We start from the raw sequence: 17,500 nt of genomic DNA, 5'->3' as shown, positions 1-17,500 counted from the left end.
ATTTCACCGAGCTCATGGCCGAGACAGTGTCCAGATCGTTGCACCATTCGTGCAGGTCGGAACTTACCCGACAAGGAATTTCGCTACCTTAGGACCGTTATAGTTACGGCCGCCGTTTACCGGGGCTTCAATTCAAACCTTCGGGTTACCCCTAAGCTCTCCTCTTAACCTTCCGGCACCGGGCAGGTGTCAGACCCTATACTTCATCTTTCGATTTCGCAGAGCCCTGTGTTTTTGATAAACAGTCGCCTGGACCTTTTCACTGCGGCCACCCCGGAGGGTGGCGTCTCTTCTCCCGAAGTTACGAGACTATTTTGCCTAGTTCCTTAGCCATGAATCTCTCGAGCGCCTTAGAATACTCATCCCAACCACCTGTGTCGGTTTACGGTACAGGCTGCATAACTCGCTTTTCTTGGAAGATACGACTCGGGATTATCACCGCAGCCGAAGCCTTAGTGTACTATCCTACCCTTCCAGGCAGTTCAACGTGCTATTCCGTCAGCACGCACCCAATAAATATCTCCGTCACTTTTAATGTTATGCAGGTACAGGAATATTAACCTGTTGTCCATCCACTTCCCCCTTCGGGTACGCGTTAGGCCCTGACTAACCCTCAGCTGATTAGCATAGCTGAGGAAACCTTGGTTTTTCGGCGTGCGGGTTTCTCGCCCGCATTATCGTTACTTATGCCTACATTTTCTTTTCTATACGTTCCAGCAAACCTCGCAGTTCACCTTCAACACAAATAGAATGCTCCCCTACCACTTATAAAAGTCCATAGCTTCGGTGGTATGCTTATGCCCGATTATTATCCATGCCGGATCGCTCGACTAGTGAGCTGTTACGCACTCTTTAAATGAATGGCTGCTTCCAAGCCAACATCCTAGCTGTCTAAGCAATCCAACCGCGTTTTTTCAACTTAGCATACACTTGGGGACCTTAGCTGATGGTCCGGGTTCTTTCCCTCTCGGACATGGACCTTAGCACCCATGCCCTCACTGCTGATCAACATTTTATAGCATTCGGAGTTTGTCAGGAATTGGTAGGCGGTGAAGCCCCCGCATCCAATCAGTAGCTCTACCTCTATAAAACTAAATCAACGCTGCACCTAAATGCATTTCGGGGAGTACGAGCTATTTCCGTGTTTGATTGGCCTTTCACCCCTACCCACAGGTCATCCCAAGACTTTTCAACGTCAACGGGTTCGGGCCTCCACTTTGGGTTAACAAAGCTTCACCCTGCCCATGGGTAGATCACACGGTTTCGCGTCTACTTCTACTGACTAAAGCGCCCTATTCAGACTCGCTTTCGCTACGGATCCGTACCTGAAGTACTTAACCTGGCCAGCAACAGTAACTCGTAGGCTCATTATGCAAAAGGCACGCCGTCACCCATAAAGGGCTCCGACCGCTTGTAAGCGTATGGTTTCAGGATCTATTTCACTCCCTTATTCAGGGTTCTTTTCACCTTTCCCTCACGGTACTGGTTCACTATCGGTCTCTCAGGAGTATTTAGCCTTAGCGGATGGTCCCGCCAGATTCACACAGGGTTTCACGTGCCCCGCGCTACTCAGGATACTGCTATGATTTATACAACCTTACCTATACGGGACTATCACCCTCTACGGTACCTCTTTCCAAAGGTTTCTAATTCAGCGTACAATCAATATCGCAGTCCTACTACCCCATAATTGCCGTAACAACTATGGTTTGGGCTGCTCCGCGTTCGCTCGCCACTACTTACGGAATCACTCTTGTTTTCTTCTCCTACGGGTACTTAGATGTTTCAGTTCCCCGCGTTCGCCTCCCGATAAATATCGGGATACTATACCTTCAGTATAGTGGGTTGCCCCATTCGGATATCTGCGGATCAATTCGTATGTGCCGATCCCCGCAGCTTTTCGCAGCTTATCACGTCCTTCTTCGCCTCTGAGAGCCTAGGCATTCCCCATACGCCCTTACATAACTTATAATACCTTTAATCAGATATGAGAAGACAGATATTAGACCTTAGAATATATTAAATACTCCTATACTCCTAATCCCTACACTCTCAAATCCAAATTCTAATTTGCTCTTTTACTTTAATTCTATCTACAAGATTTTCATCTTGCTCGTATTTGCTTTATCTCAATATGTCAATGAACTTTTCGGCAAGTCGTCACAGATAAGTGTTTGCACTTATGCTGCTTCGACCTTTGGCCTCGTGGAGAATATCGGAGTCGAACCGATGACCTTCCCGACTGCATGTCGGGACGATCCAGCCCCTAATGGCTGATTTCCTTCAATCTTATATGAACTTTCATCTCTTATGTGGAGAATATCGGAGTCGAACCGATGACCTCCTGCGTGCAAGGCAGGCGCTCTAGCCAGCTGAGCTAATTCCCCTCTTGAATCCCGAATGTCGAACTCAGAATCTTGAATGTAGAATTCTCAACTTCCAGAATTTCCTAACAATATATAATCTATGAACTTTCTTTACCGCGCTAAAAAAACGTGGCACCGATACGCAGTCCTACTTCTAACTTCCTACTTCTATCTCCGTACCGCTAATTTCCCGTAGTCTCGGGCAGGCTCCCTTCGATATCCCGATAACTATCGGGACCAGGATAAACCTCTCTCCTCCCTCGACTTGTAGTCTCGGGCAGGCTCGAACTGCCGACCTCTACATTATCAGTGTAGCGCTCTAACCAGCTGAGCTACGAGACTGTCTCTAAAATTACAAGTCTCCGCTACCTCTTACAGACTTTTTCAACCTGTAACTTGCAACATGCAACCTGCAATTGCTTTTTTTTATTGACAGCATAAGCAAAATTATTCCTTTCAAATTCGCTCGTATCGAACATCCCGTTTCTCTAGAAAGGAGGTGTTCCAGCCGCACCTTCCGGTACGGCTACCTTGTTACGACTTAGCCCCAGTTACCAGTTTTACCCTAGGCAGCTCCTTGCGGTCACCGACTTCAGGTACCCCCAGCTTCCATGGCTTGACGGGCGGTGTGTACAAGGCCCGGGAACGTATTCACCGGATCATGGCTGATATCCGATTACTAGCGATTCCAGCTTCACGGAGTCGAGTTGCAGACTCCGATCCGAACTGTGATCGGTTTTATAGATTCGCGCCTGGTCACCCAGTGGCTGCTCTCTGTACCGACCATTGTAGCACGTGTGTAGCCCAAGACGTAAGGGCCGTGATGATTTGACGTCATCCCCACCTTCCTCACGGTTTGCACCGGCAGTCTGGTTAGAGTCCCCGACATTACTCGCTGGTAACTAACCACAGGGGTTGCGCTCGTTATAGGACTTAACCTGACACCTCACGGCACGAGCTGACGACAACCATGCAGCACCTTGTGAATTGTCCGAAGAAATAACTGTTTCCAATTACGTCAATCCACATTTAAGCCTTGGTAAGGTTCCTCGCGTATCATCGAATTAAACCACATGCTCCACCGCTTGTGCGGGCCCCCGTCAATTCCTTTGAGTTTCATTCTTGCGAACGTACTCCCCAGGTGGGATACTTATCACTTTCGCTTAGCCACTGATCCTTGCGAACCAACAGCTAGTATCCATCGTTTACGGCGTGGACTACCAGGGTATCTAATCCTGTTCGCTACCCACGCTTTCGTCCATCAGCGTCAATGATGTGTTAGTGACCTGCCTTCGCAATCGGTATTCTATGTAATATCTATGCATTTCACCGCTACACTACATATTCTAATCACTTCACACATATTCAAGACCGCCAGTATCAAAGGCAATTTTACCGTTAAGCGGCAAACTTTCACCCCTGACTTAACAGCCCGCCTACGGACCCTTTAAACCCAATGATTCCGGATAACGCTTGCACCCTCCGTATTACCGCGGCTGCTGGCACGGAGTTAGCCGGTGCTTATTCCTACGATACCGTCATCAAGGTACGCGTACCTCTTATTCTTCTCGTAGAAAAGCAGTTTACAACCCATAGGGCAGTCTTCCTGCACGCGGCATGGCTGGATCAGTCTCCCGACCATTGTCCAATATTCCTCACTGCTGCCTCCCGTAGGAGTCTGGTCCGTGTCTCAGTACCAGTGTGGGGGATCTCCCTCTCAGGACCCCTACCCATCGTTGCCTTGGTATGCCGTTACCATACCAACTAGCTAATGGGACGCATGCTCATCTTATGCCGCCTCAACTTTAAGATAAAATAGATGCCTATTCTATATACCATGGGGCATTAATCCAAATTTCTTCGGGCTATTCCCCTGCATAAGGTAGATTGCATACGCGTTACGCACCCGTGCGCCGGTCTCTAAGGAGCAAGCTCCTTATACCCCTCGACTTGCATGTGTTAGGCCTGCCGCTAGCGTTCATCCTGAGCCAGGATCAAACTCTTCATCGTTTATTCTTAAATATCTATTTAGAACATCCGATACATAAAGCATTTCCTACTCAAAATAATTTTGCTTAAATCTTCCTAATGATCAAAACTTACTCTCGTAAATTTTATCCTTAGTGCTGTCAACAATATTTCAAGGAACTTTCCTAAATTCTTCTTATCTTTTCGCTCTCTAATAAAGCGGCTGCAAAAGTAAAACGTTTTTTTAAACTCACCAACTTTTTGCAGAACTTTTTTTTTAAAGAACCTTCCGCTTCATCCCTCATCATCTCTCCTGTTCAAAGCGGCTGCAAAAGTAATCCGTTTTTTCAAACACACAAACTTTTTACAACATTTTTTAAAAGAACTTTTTCTCGCTTTTCAACCACCCCAATCATCTCCCTCAAAGCGGGTGCAAATGTAACACTTGTTTTTCCTATTCTGCAAGTAAAAAATAATGATTTTTTTCGTCTTCTACATCAATACACTTACCTCCAACATATTAAGACGAGAAAAAAGGATAGCTAAGATAATAGATTTTTCCAAACCTGCCAACTATTTTTTCAAATCGGGGGATTTTTTCCATTTATTGGATAGCGTAGCATAATCAAAATCCAGTACCGAAGGTTGATTTTCTATATGGTCGGCAGCAAAAGCCCGTTGCAAAATATCTTCAATAAGATAATCTTCATGCACCGATTCCGGATGATATTCCTCTTTCAGGGATATTTTAAACATCTTTGCGGTATTGTTATACCAAAATGCCCGCCATCCGTTTCGCAGTTCTTTTACCAATTCAAAAGCCGTAGCCCCTGTCTGGCGGTGAATGAGCTTCACCAGTATCTGTCCTTCTGTACGGGTGAGTTTTTTCAGTTCATCCGTAAATTCCTCCTCTATATATTTCTGTATTTGCCTTGTATACCATCTTCTCCTGGAATTCGATTCGATCCGGTCCAGCCTCCTGTTCAGTTCGGTCAGTCGTTCGGAGGCCAGTTTGGCATAAGGATACACCTTCAGGGTTTTTCTTCTCAATATATAATAACGAACCCTTTCTTCCCTCGAATCGAACTTCAGCCGGTCAAAAACATATACTTCCTCCAGGTCTATGGATGTCCGGGGCACGGTATCTCCTTCCAGTAGAATATACTCCTGCCCCAGCGAGTCCTTAAAAGAACCGTGTTCCTGGGCGCGGGCAACACCTCCCAGAACAAGAAGTAGTATAAAGATATGTATTCGTTTCTTCACCATAACAGAACTAAAGGACTCACTTGCACTTCCTTCCGGACGTAAATTTACAAACATTCTCTCCCCGGTCAACACATCTTTCCCTTTTAACATTAATCCCGTTTACCGGGAAAACCATATCCGGAAGACCTCAGGAGACCTCAAATATCTGTATTATAAACTATTTAATGTAATTGAATATTGTTATTTTCGTGCGATAAATAAATTTATGCATTATGGCGAAAAAAGCGGAAATTATCAATAACAAATCTTTGGGTTTCCTGGAGAAATATCTCAACAACCCTTCTCCGACAGGTTATGAATGGGAAGGACAGAAACTGTGGATGGAATACCTGAAGCCTTATGTAGATACTTTTATAACGGATACATACGGAACGGCCGTGGGTGTAATAAACCCGGATGCCAAGTACAAAGTAGTTATCGAAGGGCATTCCGACGAGATTTCCTGGTATGTCAATTATATTACGGATAATGGTCTGCTTTATGTAATACGGAACGGAGGAAGCGATCACCAGATAGCCCCTTCCAAATGGGTAAACATACATACCAAAAAGGGCATCGTAAAAGGAGTATTTGGCTGGCCCGCCATTCACACCAGGAATTCGAGCAAGGAAGAAGCGCCCAAACTGGACAATATATTTATTGATATAGGTGCCAAAGACAAAAAAGAAGTGGAGAAAATGGGAGTGCATGTAGGATGTGTTATTACCTATCCGGACACTTTCCAGGTTCTCAACGGCAATAAGTTTGTGTGCCGTGCTATTGACAACCGTGTCGGCGGTTTTATGATTGCTGAAGTAGCCCGTTTGCTGCACGCAAACAAAGTAAAACTGCCTTTCGGACTGTATATTACCAATTCCGTACAGGAAGAAATCGGCCTTCGCGGGGCTGAAATGATCACACAGACCATAAAACCGAACGTAGCCATTGTTACCGATGTATGCCACGACACCACCACTCCCATGATCGACAAAAAGACACAGGGAGAGACCAAAATAGGGGACGGACCGGTTATTTCTTATGCCCCTGCCGTGCAGAACAAACTTCGCGAACTCATTATAGATACGGCTGAGGAGAAAAAAATACCGTTCCAGCGAATGGCTTCTTCCAGGTTTACAGGCACAGATACGGATGCATTTGCCTATAGCAACGGCGGCGTGGCTTCCGCCCTCATATCCCTGCCGTTACGATATATGCACACCACTGTAGAAATGATACATAAAGAAGATGTGGAAAATGTTATCCGTCTTATTTATGAATCCCTCATCAAAATCACACCCGAAACCAGTTTCAGCTATTTCGACTAGATGGACGAATATGTAGACATACTGGATGAACATGGTAATTATACAGGAAAAGCCCTTTTAAAGTCCGAAGCACATGCAAAAGGGCTTTTCCATCCCACCATTCATGTCTGGCTTTACACTGCCGACGGCAAAGTACTGCTGCAAAAAAGATCGGAAAAAAAAGAAATTTTTCCCGGGCACTGGGATGTTTCCGTTGCCGGACATATCGGGGCAGGTGAAGACCCGCTGACATCGGCAATACGGGAAACCGAAGAAGAACTAGGACTGCGTATTTCGGAAAATGACCTGGAAAAAACAGGCATCTGTAAGTCTGTCAAAAAACACGGGCAGCATATTACCGATAAGGAGTTCCATCATATTTACATTTCGCCGCTTCGTGTTCCTGTCAGTCAATTAAAGCTACAGGAAACCGAAGTAGATGACATAAAGCTTATGGATATGGACGAATTTCTGGCAGTCCTTACCTCTCCGTCCTCCGCTGATCTGTATGTTTTCCAGACCCCGGATTATTATACCCTCGTATTTCCGGAATTAAAAAAAAGAACCGGAAAATCCTAAACCGGGTTACACGGCCACGGGAACACCAAAAAGCAACACATATGAAAAACACCATAGCCCTCCGCATTGCCGATTTCCTGAAAAACCACCCGCCGTTTGACGTGCTCAGCAAAGAACAACTCCTGGAAGTCTCTTCGCACGTCCGGGTACTGTATTACGACAAAAACAAGGTGATCTTTGATGAGAACGATGAGGGGCACGACCAGTTTTATGTGGTCCACAAAGGAGCTGTCGCTTTACAGAAAAGGAGGAACGGTGGAGATTTCAGCGCTATAGATAATTGTGACGAAGGTGATATTTTCGGGTTACGACCACTAATCGCGAGGGAAAATTATGTTATTAAAGCCATCACCAAAGAAGAAAGTATAGTATATGGTATTCCCTTATCCGTTTTTCGGCCGGTAGTTGAACAAAACCCACAAGTAGGCAATTTTCTCATTGAGAGTTTTGCTTCCAATACGGAAAATCCCTATTCCGAAGAATACCGGAAAAAACTGTATACCGAAGAGGATATCGACGTAAAATTAAGTACCTCCACAGACTTGTCCGACCTGCAACCTACCAGGTATGTAAAAAATGTCATTACCTGTCTGCCCGAAGAGACAACCCAGAACGTGGCCCTGCTCATGCGTGAAAAGAATATTGGCTCCGTAGTCATTACCGAAGACGAGATCCCTATAGGTATTGTAACCGATCGCGACCTGAAAAACAACATAGTCACCGGCGATTACCCGATTGATACTCCTGTAAAAAATATTATGACCTCCCCCGTGGTCTGCTACCCCAGGAACACCACCATAGCCCAGGCACAAATAGCCCTTATGAAACACAAGATAGGGCATCTCTGCATTACAAAGGACGGCACGCCAAAATCCAAACTCATAGGCCTCATTTCCGAACACGACATTACCGTGTCGCAGGGGAATAACCCTTCGGTATTGATGAAGGCCATCAAACGCGCTTCCAAAACCAAACAACTGAAGCGTATACACGAAAAAATAATGATCCTCCTCAAAGGATATATCCGGCAAAACATCCCCCTCATCCATATCTCCAGAATCATTACCGAACTGAACGATGCCACTATTAAAAGGTGTATAGAATTGTCCCTTGCCAAAATGCCCGAAGCCCCGCCGGTAAAATTCGCCTGGTTATCTCTGGGCAGCCAGGGCAGAAAAGAACAGCTTCTGCATACCGACCAGGACAACGCCATTGTATTCGAAAATGTAGAGGCCGGAAAACTCGAAGAAACGAAGGCTTATTTCCTGACGCTTGCGCAAAAAGTAACCAAACGCCTCAACACCCTGGGCTATGAGTATTGCCCGGCAGATATGATGGCAAGCAATCCGAAATGGTGCCTTTCGCTCGAAGAGTGGAAAGCCCAGTTTACCAAATGGATCGCAGAGCCGGGGGACGATGAAATTCTGCTTTGCTCCATCTTTTTTGACTTTGACATTTCTTATGGCGACAGTGCCTTGACCGATGCCCTGGGCAAACACATCTTTGAAAAGACCGGGCAAAACACCTATTTTTTTGCCATGCTGGGCAAAAGCGTTTTACAGACCCCTTCGCCCCTTGGCTTTTTCCGGCAGTTCCTCGTAGAACAAAACGGCGAATACAAAGATTTCTTTGATCTGAAAAAAAGGGCCATCACTCCTATTACAGATGCGGGAAGGGTACTTATCCTCTCCCACCAAGTACAACACATCAACAACACTGCCGAGCGCTTTGAAAAGCTTGCCACTTTAGAACCCGAAAACAAACAGCTTTATCTGTCCTGTTCATATACCTCCAAAGCCCTGCTGAAATTCCGCACCAAGCACGGCCTTATGCATAACGATTCCGGTCGCTACATTGAACTCTCCGCCCTGTCCAAAGAAGAAAAAATGAAACTCAAACGATGTTTTAAAACCATCCGGGAAATTCAGGAACTGATAAAAATCAGGTATAAACTGACATCGTTCATTTAACACACTATTCTTATATTTAACCACAAAGAAGGCACGAAGGACTACACAAAGTCCACTGAGCAAATCTTTATACACTCAATGCCTGCTTCATGCGCATTGCGGTTATATCCGTCATCGCGAACTTCCGGACTGTGACACTATTATTGAATGAACACATTCTAACCCTAAACACCAAAATAATGACCGACCTCACCAACGAACAATGGATAATATTCCTTTAAAAAGAAATAGACCGTACCGAAAAACAAGTGGAGCGCTACCGAGATATGGCCAAACCCATAGCTCCTGAAAATGCCATAGGGCGCGTGTCCTGGATGGATGCCATAAACAACCAGAGCACCGTAAAAGCCGCATTGCAGCAAGCCGAAGAGAAACTTTCCAAATTATAATATGTACTCGACAAGGTGGGCGACCATGATTTTGGTATCTGTATAAAATGTAAAAAGCCCATCCCTATGGGCCGTATCATGGCCATGCCACAAAGTACGCTTTGTGTACATTGTGCGCGGTAAACCTTATGCTTGAAAAACAGAGAAAAAAACCAAAATTCCTCCCTATTTTACCAGTAAATCGGCCCTCTGCCCAGGTACTTTTCTGCAATGGGCAGGTAGTAATCCTTTATGTCTTCCAGGTCGTATATCTTATTGGATTTGGTGTACAGATCGTATTGATTAAAATCTTTTACCCATTCCTTATATTTTTGGTCATGCTCGTCAAGCAGTTCGGTATAACTTCCGCCACTGTGCCAGGGGTAAAAAGAGTGGTAACGGACCATTACCATTCCGGCTTGCGGTATACAGTTGTCCTTATGATTGCTCAGTACCTGGTAGAGATATTCGTCATGTCCCCATGCCAGTGCAAGGTTGTCAATACCACAACCGGGTTCGTAAATGCCCAGGGGGGTATTGTACCGGGGGTCCTGCATATCTTTATTAAGGGCGTTGAATTCCGGGTAAACACAAGTGTCCGGCAAAGCGCAGCCTACCACAAAAACATCTCCTACCAGGCCCCATTGTTCGGCCTGGCTGGTGCCATCCTCGTCGCATCCCCACAGGTACATTACTTTACCCAGGTCGTGGATCAGTCCCACCAGCTGCATCCAGTCCGGCCTATTGTCGGCGCGGATGGCTTCGGCAGATTGTACCAGGTGTTGTACGTTCGGGAGGTCGAGGTCCGGGTCACTTACGTCGATGAGGGCATCCAGTTTTTCCATGGCATCCCAAAGGTTCATGGGTTTGTCGTACGTAAGGTATTTTTTCTTCATCTGCCGGACATAGTCAAAGGTCTGGCGTTCGCGCATTTTTTTGTAATGCAGTCTTACCGCTGCATCTACATCCAGTTTATCGTAGTTACGGAATTCTTTTTTTGTAGTTTCCATGATCCAAGCTTCTAGTTTTATCATTATTCGTCATGTTTATGCCTGTTCCCCTGTCCTTCCCGGTTACCGGGCCTACACATTCCCGAGCAGAATGTACATGGTTATGGTGATGATCACCAGCGCAACACTCAGGGGCACGGCATACTTCCAGGGTGTTACATTGAGGATACCCCTGTCTTTTATAACAAAGGTATTTTTCCTCGGGTACCATAAAGATACAAAATGCATTATTAGAATATTCAACAAAAATTCAAGTCCCCAGATATGTACAAAATGCAGGTCTACCTGAAATACAAAATACGTAAGGACATAAAATACCAGGCCGAACAGCAGGCCCGCCTTTGCCCCGACAGCCGACACCTTCGGAAAGAGAAACCCGGCAAGGATAACACTGGCTATGGGGATAAAGAAAATACCGTTGAGTTGTTGCAGCAACTGGTAGAGCCCCTGGGGTGCATTGGCTACAAACGGGGCGATGCCAATGGCAAAAATACCCAGCACTGCCGATACCCACTTTCCTATACGCACCAGTTTCAGTTCTCCTGTGTTCCGGTTGATATATCTTTTGTACAGGTCCAGGCTAAAGACCGTGGCGGCACTGTTCAGGGCGCTGTTGAAGGTGCTCAGGATGGCGCCCATCATCACGGCTACGAAAAAACCCGTAAGCCAGAACGGCAGGACTTTTTTGACGAGCATAGGGTATACACTGTCCGGGTCGTCATAGAGGGAGTCACCGAAATAATAAAAGCCGATAAGCCCCGGCAGTACAATAACCAGTGGAATGAGTATTTTCAGGACTCCTGTATAAAGCAATCCCTTTTGGGCTTCTTTCAGGCTTACCGCTCCCAGGGCTCTTTGGATTATGGACTGGTGCATGGCCCAAAAATACAGCTGGTTGATCATAAGCCCGGTAAACAGCACTTCGAAAGGGAGAATAGCAGACCTTGCCCCCTGCCCTATACCGGGTTCCCGGCTGACAACATTAAATTTGGAAGGGTCTTTTTCAAAAACTTCTGCCAGTCCGTCAAATATATTCCCCTTACCGATACTCCACAAGGCCAGTGCCGGTACGAGCAGTCCGGCGATAAGCAGTCCGAAACCATTTATAGTATCGGTATAGGCCACCATTTTCAGTCCGCCGAATATAGCGTATACGGCGCCTATGCCCCCCACTACCAGGATAGTTATCCATATCCCCTGCGACCTGCTTACATCGAGCAGTTCCGATATCCGGAATATGGCTTCGATGTTCAGCGCTCCCGTATAAAGTACAATGGGCAGAAGCGTAACTGTAAACGAAATGATGAGCAGTGTGGCCACAATAGTACGGGTAACACCGTCGAACCGCTTTTCGAGGAATTCGGGGATGGTGGTAAGCCCCATTTTGAGGTATCTGGGGGCAAAATACAGGGCGGCAATCACCAGGGCCAGCGCAGAAGTCACTTCCCAGGCAATGATGATGGCCCCGTTTTTATAAGACGAGCCGTTCATCCCTACCAGGTGTTCCGTAGAGATATTGGTAAGCAGGAGCGAACCCGCTATCACCACTCCCGTAAGGGATCGTCCGCCAAGAAAATAACCATCCTGTGTCTTCAGGTTGTCGCGGCGCAGTTTCCAGGTGGCATAAAATGCGACAAAAGCGGTAAATAACAAAAAGCTGAGGAAAGTAAGCATGTATCCGGATAAATTTAGGAATGCCGTGAATTTACAAAAAAAATTGTTCGATTCGGAAGTTGATAAAGAGGATGCCCTTATAAAGTATCAAATATGATCGTTTAGAACCAAAAAATATCTGTGTATCCGTGGCCGGAAAAATACAGTAAGTATACAAGTCCAGAGCTTCGTCAAAATAAGTATTCCTTTAATACAATACACCTTAAATACCACAATGTTAACCGATTAAAATTAGTAACCTTGTCAAAATACAGGCTCTTTATTAACGACCACGCAAAAATTTACTTTAACATAAATTTTTGTTAACCTCATATAGTTGTCACTCTTATGAAAAGCATTACTTTTGCACCTTCATCTATGAAACACAGAGCAACTACATACTTCAAAACCCTTACGCCGCCTTGATAGCGGGGGCATGCTCAGCATAATGCCGTTCCCTGTCTTTGGGAATCCGATTCTTTTTTATATACCATACATTTTATATTGTTAAACACCGGTTAGTTATACACTGATCCACTATTTATAATTATTGCTATGAAGAAAATATTCAATTTATTTGATCTTTCGCAGAAAGTAAACTATAAAACCGAGATTCTCTCCGGTCTCACCGTAGCCCTTGCCCTCGTACCCGAAGCCATTGCGTTTGCCATGATTGCCGGCTTTTCTCCCCTTGTAGGATTGTATGCCGCCTTTACCATGGGGCTTATAACTTCCATACTCGGCGGCCGTCCGGGGATGATATCCGGGGCTACCGGGGCCGTTGCCGTGGTATTTGTCGGGCTTATTATAAAATTACAGGAAATGAATCCCGGCATAGACGCCGAAGGCATCCTCCAATATGTATTTGCTACTGTTATTCTGGCAGGATTAATACAAATAACGGCCGGGGTACTGCGTTTGGGAAAATTCATCCGGTTGGTACCTCATTCCGTAATGTTCGGTTTTGTAAACGGCCTGGCCATAATCATCTTCACCGCGCAATTTTCAAGTTTTTATCAGAAAGGAAGCACCGAACTCCTTCAGGGGCCGGCCATGCTGGTTATGCTGGGGCTGGTTCTGCTCACTATGCTTATTATATGGGGCTTACCCAAACTCACCAAGGCAGTACCTTCTTCATTGGTTGCTATTATCGTGGTTTCTGCCATAGTCATAGGCCTTAATATAGAAACCACCACTGTGGCCGACACACTTAAAGAAGGCGAGACCATTAAAGGCGGGTTTCCCCCGCTGACCATACCCAACATTCCGTTTACCTGGGAAACCTTAATGCTTATCCTCCCCTATTCCGCCATTGTTGCCGGTGTAGGTATGATAGAAAGCCTGCTTAGCCTGAGCCTTATCGACGAAATTACCGAAACCCGCGGCCGGGGGAACAAAGAATGTGTGGCACAGGGAACGGCCAATATTGTTTCCGGTTTCTTTTCCGGTATGGGTGGTTGCGCTATGCTGGGGCAAAGTCTTATCAACATTTCCTCCGGGGCAAGGGCAAGATTGTCCGGTATTGTAGCTTCGGTAGGATTGCTGTGCTTTATCATGTTCGGTTCCAGCCTTATCGAAAGGCTTCCTATGGCCGCCCTGGTAGGCGTTATGTTTATGGTAGCCATAGGCACCTTTGAATGGGCCAGTTTAAAAACATTCAAAAAAATGCCGGCATCCGATGTTATTGTTATGGTGCTGGTAACCCTCATCACCGTTATTACGCATAACCTGGCCGTCGCCGTACTCATTGGGGTAGTGCTCTCTGCCCTGGCTTACTCCTGGGAAAATGCCAAACGGATTCGCGCCCGGAAACACGTAGACGAAAACGGGGTGAAACATTATGAAATATTCGGTCCCCTGTTCTTTGGTTCCATACAAGGTTTTGCCGATAAATTTGACGTGCTCAACGACCCGCAGGAAGTGGTTATTGACTTTGCCGAAAGCCGGATTGCGGACATGTCGGCCATAGAAGCGCTAAACGCGGTAACCAAACGCTATGCGAAAAGAGGGAAAACCGTACGCCTGCGACACCTCAGTAAAGACTGCCGCAGACTACTGCAAAATGCCGAAGCCATTATTGATGTGAATATAATGGAAGATCCGAGTTACAAGGTTATGGTAAACAGGATTTAATTTCCTTATCAGCATATGCTAATTGGATAATTGGTCAATGAGGTAATGAGATAATGTGATAATTGTATTATTGCTCGTTGTATATTTTGAACAAAATATAGATTTAGAAGGAAAAATCCTCGTCTCACGAATTATTGGGGCGAGGATTTTTTTGTTTTATCCTTTAGTATAGTGTTGTCCGGTTAAGTGGATTTATTTCTCTTAGCCTTTATAACCCATTATAATACTAATTAAATGTTTAGTACATGACAAAATTAGATTTTGGCACTATTTGTCGGAAAATCAGCTTTACCCAACCCCTAAAGGGAACCCGATTTTCCTCGTCCCGATATTTATCGGGATCTCCCTTTAGGCGATGCATTGAGCCCAATAGAAATGACGAGGTTAAAAATGGACAAAACCCTGTTTTTCTGCAGGAGTGTACATACCTGGAAATACACAATCTGTTAAATTAAAAGTGTTTTGCTATTTTTCATCCTTTCTTGTTTTACCGCCTGATGGCAAATTTAGTATATTCGTGCAGTTCATTCCACAGGCTTCGGAAGAAGCCCATGAACCGCCAATCGTAAAGTCTAAACCGAAACTATTTGCTAATGAAGCGCTATTTTATTTGCATTTTACTCTTTGTGACGGCATGTAACACCGTAGATACGGAAGAAGAACAGGAATTTGTAACCTTGTTCGAGACTTCCGGTGGTGAAAAGACCGCCGAATACGAGGAAGTGATGGCCTATTATATGAAACTGGCCAGGACTTTCCCCGATATTGCCCTCCAAACTATGGGAGAGACGGATAGCCGCCATCCGTTACATATCGTGACTTATAACCCGGAAGGGAGTTTTAATTTCAACCGAATACGGGAAGATAAACGTATTGTTTTAATCCTAAATGGTATCCACCCGGGCGAAAGTGATGGTATTGATGCTACCATGATGCTTTTGAGGGATTATGCGAAGGGTAAGCTTACGCCACCGGAAAATACGGTTATCGTCGCCGTTCCTGTGTATAATATAGGTGGGGCCCTCAACAGGAACAGCTATACGAGGGCCAACCAGAACGGCCCGGAGGTATACGGTTTTCGCGGCAATGCGCAAAACTATGACCTCAATCGCGATTTTATAAAATCGGATTCCAAAAATGCCAGGGCTTTTGCCGAAATTTTCCACCTGGTAAAACCTGATGTGTTTATAGACACACATGTAAGCAACGGGGCGGATTATCAATACACGCTCACGCACCTGTTTACCCAGCACAACAAATTGGGGGGAGAACTCGGGAAATACCTGCACCGGGAAATGATGCCGCAACTGGAAGAAAACCTGGCAGATAAGGACTGGTACATTACTCCTTATGTCAATGTATTTAACCGGGTCCCGGAAAGCGGCTTTTCCCAGTTTATGGATCACCCGAGATATTCGACCGGGTACGCCACCTTGTGGAACACCTTGGGTATGATGGTGGAAACCCATATGCTGAAACCGTATAAACAGCGAGTGGAAGGTACCTACCAATTGCTGAAGGATATGGTGGAAATTACCGAAAAGGATCATGATAAGATAAAGGAATTGCGGGAAAAGGCTTTTGCGTATTATACGGACGCGGATACTTACCCGGTGCAGTGGACTATAGATTCCACCAAAGTATCCACCCTGCAATTCCGGGGGTATGAGGCCGATACGCTTATCAGTGAAGTTACCGGTTTCCCCAGGTTAAAATACGATCGGAACAGGCCGTTTACCAAACCGGTTTCGTATAACGATTATTTCAAACCATCTAAAGAAGTTTCCATTCCCGAAGCTTACATCATACCTAAACAATGGTGGCGGATCATAGAACTTTTACAGGACAACCGGGTAGAATTGCAACCTCTTACCCGCGATACGCTTATGGAAGTAGAGGTTTACCGCATTGAAGATTTTCAAACCCGGACTTCCGCCTTCGAAGGGCACTACCTGCATTATAACACTTCCGTTAGTTCCCGCACGGAGAAAAAGCAGTTCCTGAAAGGGGATTATATGGTAAAAACCGATCAGCCTTCTATTCGTTATCTTTTGGAAACGCTGGAACCGGAAGCCTCCGATTCGTTCTTTAACTGGAACTTTTTTGATGCGATACTGCAACAAAAGGAACATTTTTCTCCTTATGTTTTCGAAGATATAGCATTAGAGATCCTGAACGAAAACCCGCAACTGAAAAGCGAATTCGAATCGGCAAAGGCGAAAGACTCCTTGTTTGCGGGTAACTGGTATGAACAGCTGAATTGGGTGTACGAACATTCCCCGTATTACGAAAAGGCGCACAGGCAATATCCCGTATACCGGGTGAATAATTTGTGAGTTGATTAGTTGTTAGTTCCGGAGTCAGGGAGTTGGTATTGAATCAAACTAAACCACTCCCGGACTGCAAGTCCGGAGATTTAGGCACTTTCAGAAGTAAGTAACTTTACACATACAACAATAAAATTTAAGCATAAACCACGAACAAACTCGGGCGATTTTCAGTTAAATAGTCCGAGTTTTTTGTGTTTTCCTCTGTCCTGATGCTTTTGAGGAGGAATCTGGTACTGTCAGGACATAGGTATCCCAGGGATCTTTTGGGAAGGTTCAAAAAATTAAGCTGTTTTTTGCAGCCTTGCCTGAGTCATACGCCTGCCGATCTCCAGAGCATTAGCCGTGTGGATTCCCAAGAAGATCCACAAGGTTTCTGTAGGCCCTGTCCTGGCCTTGACTTTCTTTAAGTAGTAGTATTCTTTTTCCTTGCCAAAGCTCCCCTCTAAAGAGGAGGCTCTTTCCTTAGTGATGAGTTGGCGAAGTTGCTTCTGGGCCTTATGGTGTTTGGAAGGCCTGCCTTTAGGTTTAAAATCAGTTTGGATATTATGGGAGGTAGCAAACACCCGATTTTTAT

11 protein-coding genes, 2 tRNA genes and 2 rRNA genes (1 of these 15 cut by a window edge) are annotated in these 17,500 nt (G+C 45.5%); 7 read left to right on the top strand and 8 right to left on the bottom strand.

The window, feature by feature from the left end; all coding sequences use genetic code 11:
- The 5 genes from ACVBDU_RS06275 to ACVBDU_RS06255 all read right to left on the bottom strand — a co-directional run.
- A 23S ribosomal RNA gene (locus ACVBDU_RS06275) occupies positions 1-1,972 on the bottom strand (it extends 859 nt beyond the left edge of the window).
- A 341-nt stretch (positions 1,973-2,313) separates the two neighbouring features.
- Positions 2,314-2,387: transfer RNA gene (locus ACVBDU_RS06270), tRNA-Ala, on the bottom strand.
- A 247-nt stretch (positions 2,388-2,634) separates the two neighbouring features.
- Positions 2,635-2,708, bottom strand: a tRNA-Ile gene (locus tag ACVBDU_RS06265).
- A 150-nt stretch (positions 2,709-2,858) separates the two neighbouring features.
- Positions 2,859-4,376: ribosomal RNA gene (locus ACVBDU_RS06260) — 16S ribosomal RNA — on the bottom strand.
- The 16S and 23S rRNA genes sit together here with 2 tRNA genes alongside, the layout of an rRNA operon.
- Before the next feature lie 531 nt (positions 4,377-4,907).
- Complete coding sequence (locus ACVBDU_RS06255; protein ID WP_447178910.1) at positions 4,908-5,600, bottom strand: DUF4294 domain-containing protein; 693 nt, start codon at positions 5,598-5,600, stop codon at positions 4,908-4,910.
- A gap of 212 nt (positions 5,601-5,812) precedes the next feature.
- On the opposite strand from ACVBDU_RS06255, the gene ACVBDU_RS06250 reads away from it, so the two are divergent.
- From ACVBDU_RS06250 to ACVBDU_RS06230, 5 genes are all read left to right on the top strand, one after another.
- Positions 5,813-6,904, top strand: a complete 1,092-nt coding sequence (locus tag ACVBDU_RS06250; protein ID WP_447178909.1) for a M42 family metallopeptidase — start codon at positions 5,813-5,815, stop codon at positions 6,902-6,904.
- Entirely contained in the window at positions 6,905-7,462 is a 558-nt protein-coding gene (locus ACVBDU_RS06245; protein ID WP_447178908.1) for an NUDIX hydrolase, read from the top strand. It begins immediately after the preceding gene.
- Positions 7,463-7,503: 41 nt separating this feature from the next.
- The gene (locus tag ACVBDU_RS06240) at positions 7,504-9,432 is read left to right on the top strand and encodes a DUF294 nucleotidyltransferase-like domain-containing protein (protein WP_447178907.1); all 1,929 of its coding nucleotides are present in this window, start codon (positions 7,504-7,506) and stop codon (positions 9,430-9,432) included.
- A gap of 248 nt (positions 9,433-9,680) precedes the next feature.
- Positions 9,681-9,821, top strand: a complete 141-nt coding sequence (locus tag ACVBDU_RS06235) for a hypothetical protein (RefSeq protein WP_447178906.1) — start codon at positions 9,681-9,683, stop codon at positions 9,819-9,821.
- Between the two features lie 15 nt (positions 9,822-9,836).
- Positions 9,837-9,944: a TraR/DksA family transcriptional regulator gene (locus ACVBDU_RS06230; protein WP_447178905.1), complete on the top strand. Its 108-nt coding sequence runs from the start codon at positions 9,837-9,839 to the stop codon at positions 9,942-9,944.
- Between the two features lie 47 nt (positions 9,945-9,991).
- On the opposite strand, the gene ACVBDU_RS06225 is transcribed toward ACVBDU_RS06230, so the two are convergent.
- Together ACVBDU_RS06225 and ACVBDU_RS06220 are read right to left on the bottom strand one after the other, a co-directional pair.
- The gene (locus tag ACVBDU_RS06225) at positions 9,992-10,810 is read right to left on the bottom strand and encodes an inositol oxygenase family protein (protein WP_447178904.1); all 819 of its coding nucleotides are present in this window, start codon (positions 10,808-10,810) and stop codon (positions 9,992-9,994) included.
- Positions 10,811-10,882: 72 nt separating this feature from the next.
- Positions 10,883-12,484, bottom strand: a complete 1,602-nt coding sequence (locus ACVBDU_RS06220; RefSeq protein ID WP_447178903.1) for a solute:sodium symporter family transporter — start codon at positions 12,482-12,484, stop codon at positions 10,883-10,885.
- A gap of 534 nt (positions 12,485-13,018) precedes the next feature.
- Between ACVBDU_RS06220 and ACVBDU_RS06215 the strand changes: the two genes are divergently transcribed.
- Together ACVBDU_RS06215 and ACVBDU_RS06210 are read left to right on the top strand one after the other, a co-directional pair.
- Positions 13,019-14,596, top strand: a complete 1,578-nt coding sequence (locus ACVBDU_RS06215; protein ID WP_447178902.1) for a SulP family inorganic anion transporter — start codon at positions 13,019-13,021, stop codon at positions 14,594-14,596.
- 593 nt (positions 14,597-15,189) lie between these two features.
- Entirely contained in the window at positions 15,190-16,932 is a 1,743-nt protein-coding gene (locus ACVBDU_RS06210; protein ID WP_447178901.1) for a M14 family metallopeptidase, read from the top strand.
- Positions 16,933-17,207: 275 nt separating this feature from the next.
- Here the strand turns inward: ACVBDU_RS06210 and ACVBDU_RS06205 are convergent.
- On the bottom strand, positions 17,208-17,500 hold a 293-nt coding region (locus ACVBDU_RS06205), incomplete at its 5' end, for a transposase family protein (protein ID WP_514372380.1).

The organism is Sinomicrobium endophyticum (genome assembly GCF_052983315.1).
This window is presented reverse-complemented; position numbering and strand designations above follow the sequence as displayed.

Bases quoted from the DNA above. Each gene is read 5' to 3' on its own strand.
- ACVBDU_RS06255 (WP_447178910.1), bottom strand. From the start codon at position 5,600: ATGGTGAAGAAACGAATACATATCTTTATACTACTTCTTGTTCTGGGA.
- ACVBDU_RS06250 (WP_447178909.1), top strand. From the start codon at position 5,813: ATGGCGAAAAAAGCGGAAATTATCAATAACAAATCTTTGGGTTTCCTG.
- ACVBDU_RS06245 (WP_447178908.1), top strand. From the start codon at position 6,905: ATGGACGAATATGTAGACATACTGGATGAACATGGTAATTATACAGGA.
- ACVBDU_RS06240 (WP_447178907.1), top strand. From the start codon at position 7,504: ATGAAAAACACCATAGCCCTCCGCATTGCCGATTTCCTGAAAAACCAC.
- ACVBDU_RS06225 (WP_447178904.1), bottom strand. From the start codon at position 10,810: ATGGAAACTACAAAAAAAGAATTCCGTAACTACGATAAACTGGATGTA.
- ACVBDU_RS06220 (WP_447178903.1), bottom strand. From the start codon at position 12,484: ATGCTTACTTTCCTCAGCTTTTTGTTATTTACCGCTTTTGTCGCATTT.
- ACVBDU_RS06215 (WP_447178902.1), top strand. From the start codon at position 13,019: ATGAAGAAAATATTCAATTTATTTGATCTTTCGCAGAAAGTAAACTAT.
- ACVBDU_RS06210 (WP_447178901.1), top strand. From the start codon at position 15,190: ATGAAGCGCTATTTTATTTGCATTTTACTCTTTGTGACGGCATGTAAC.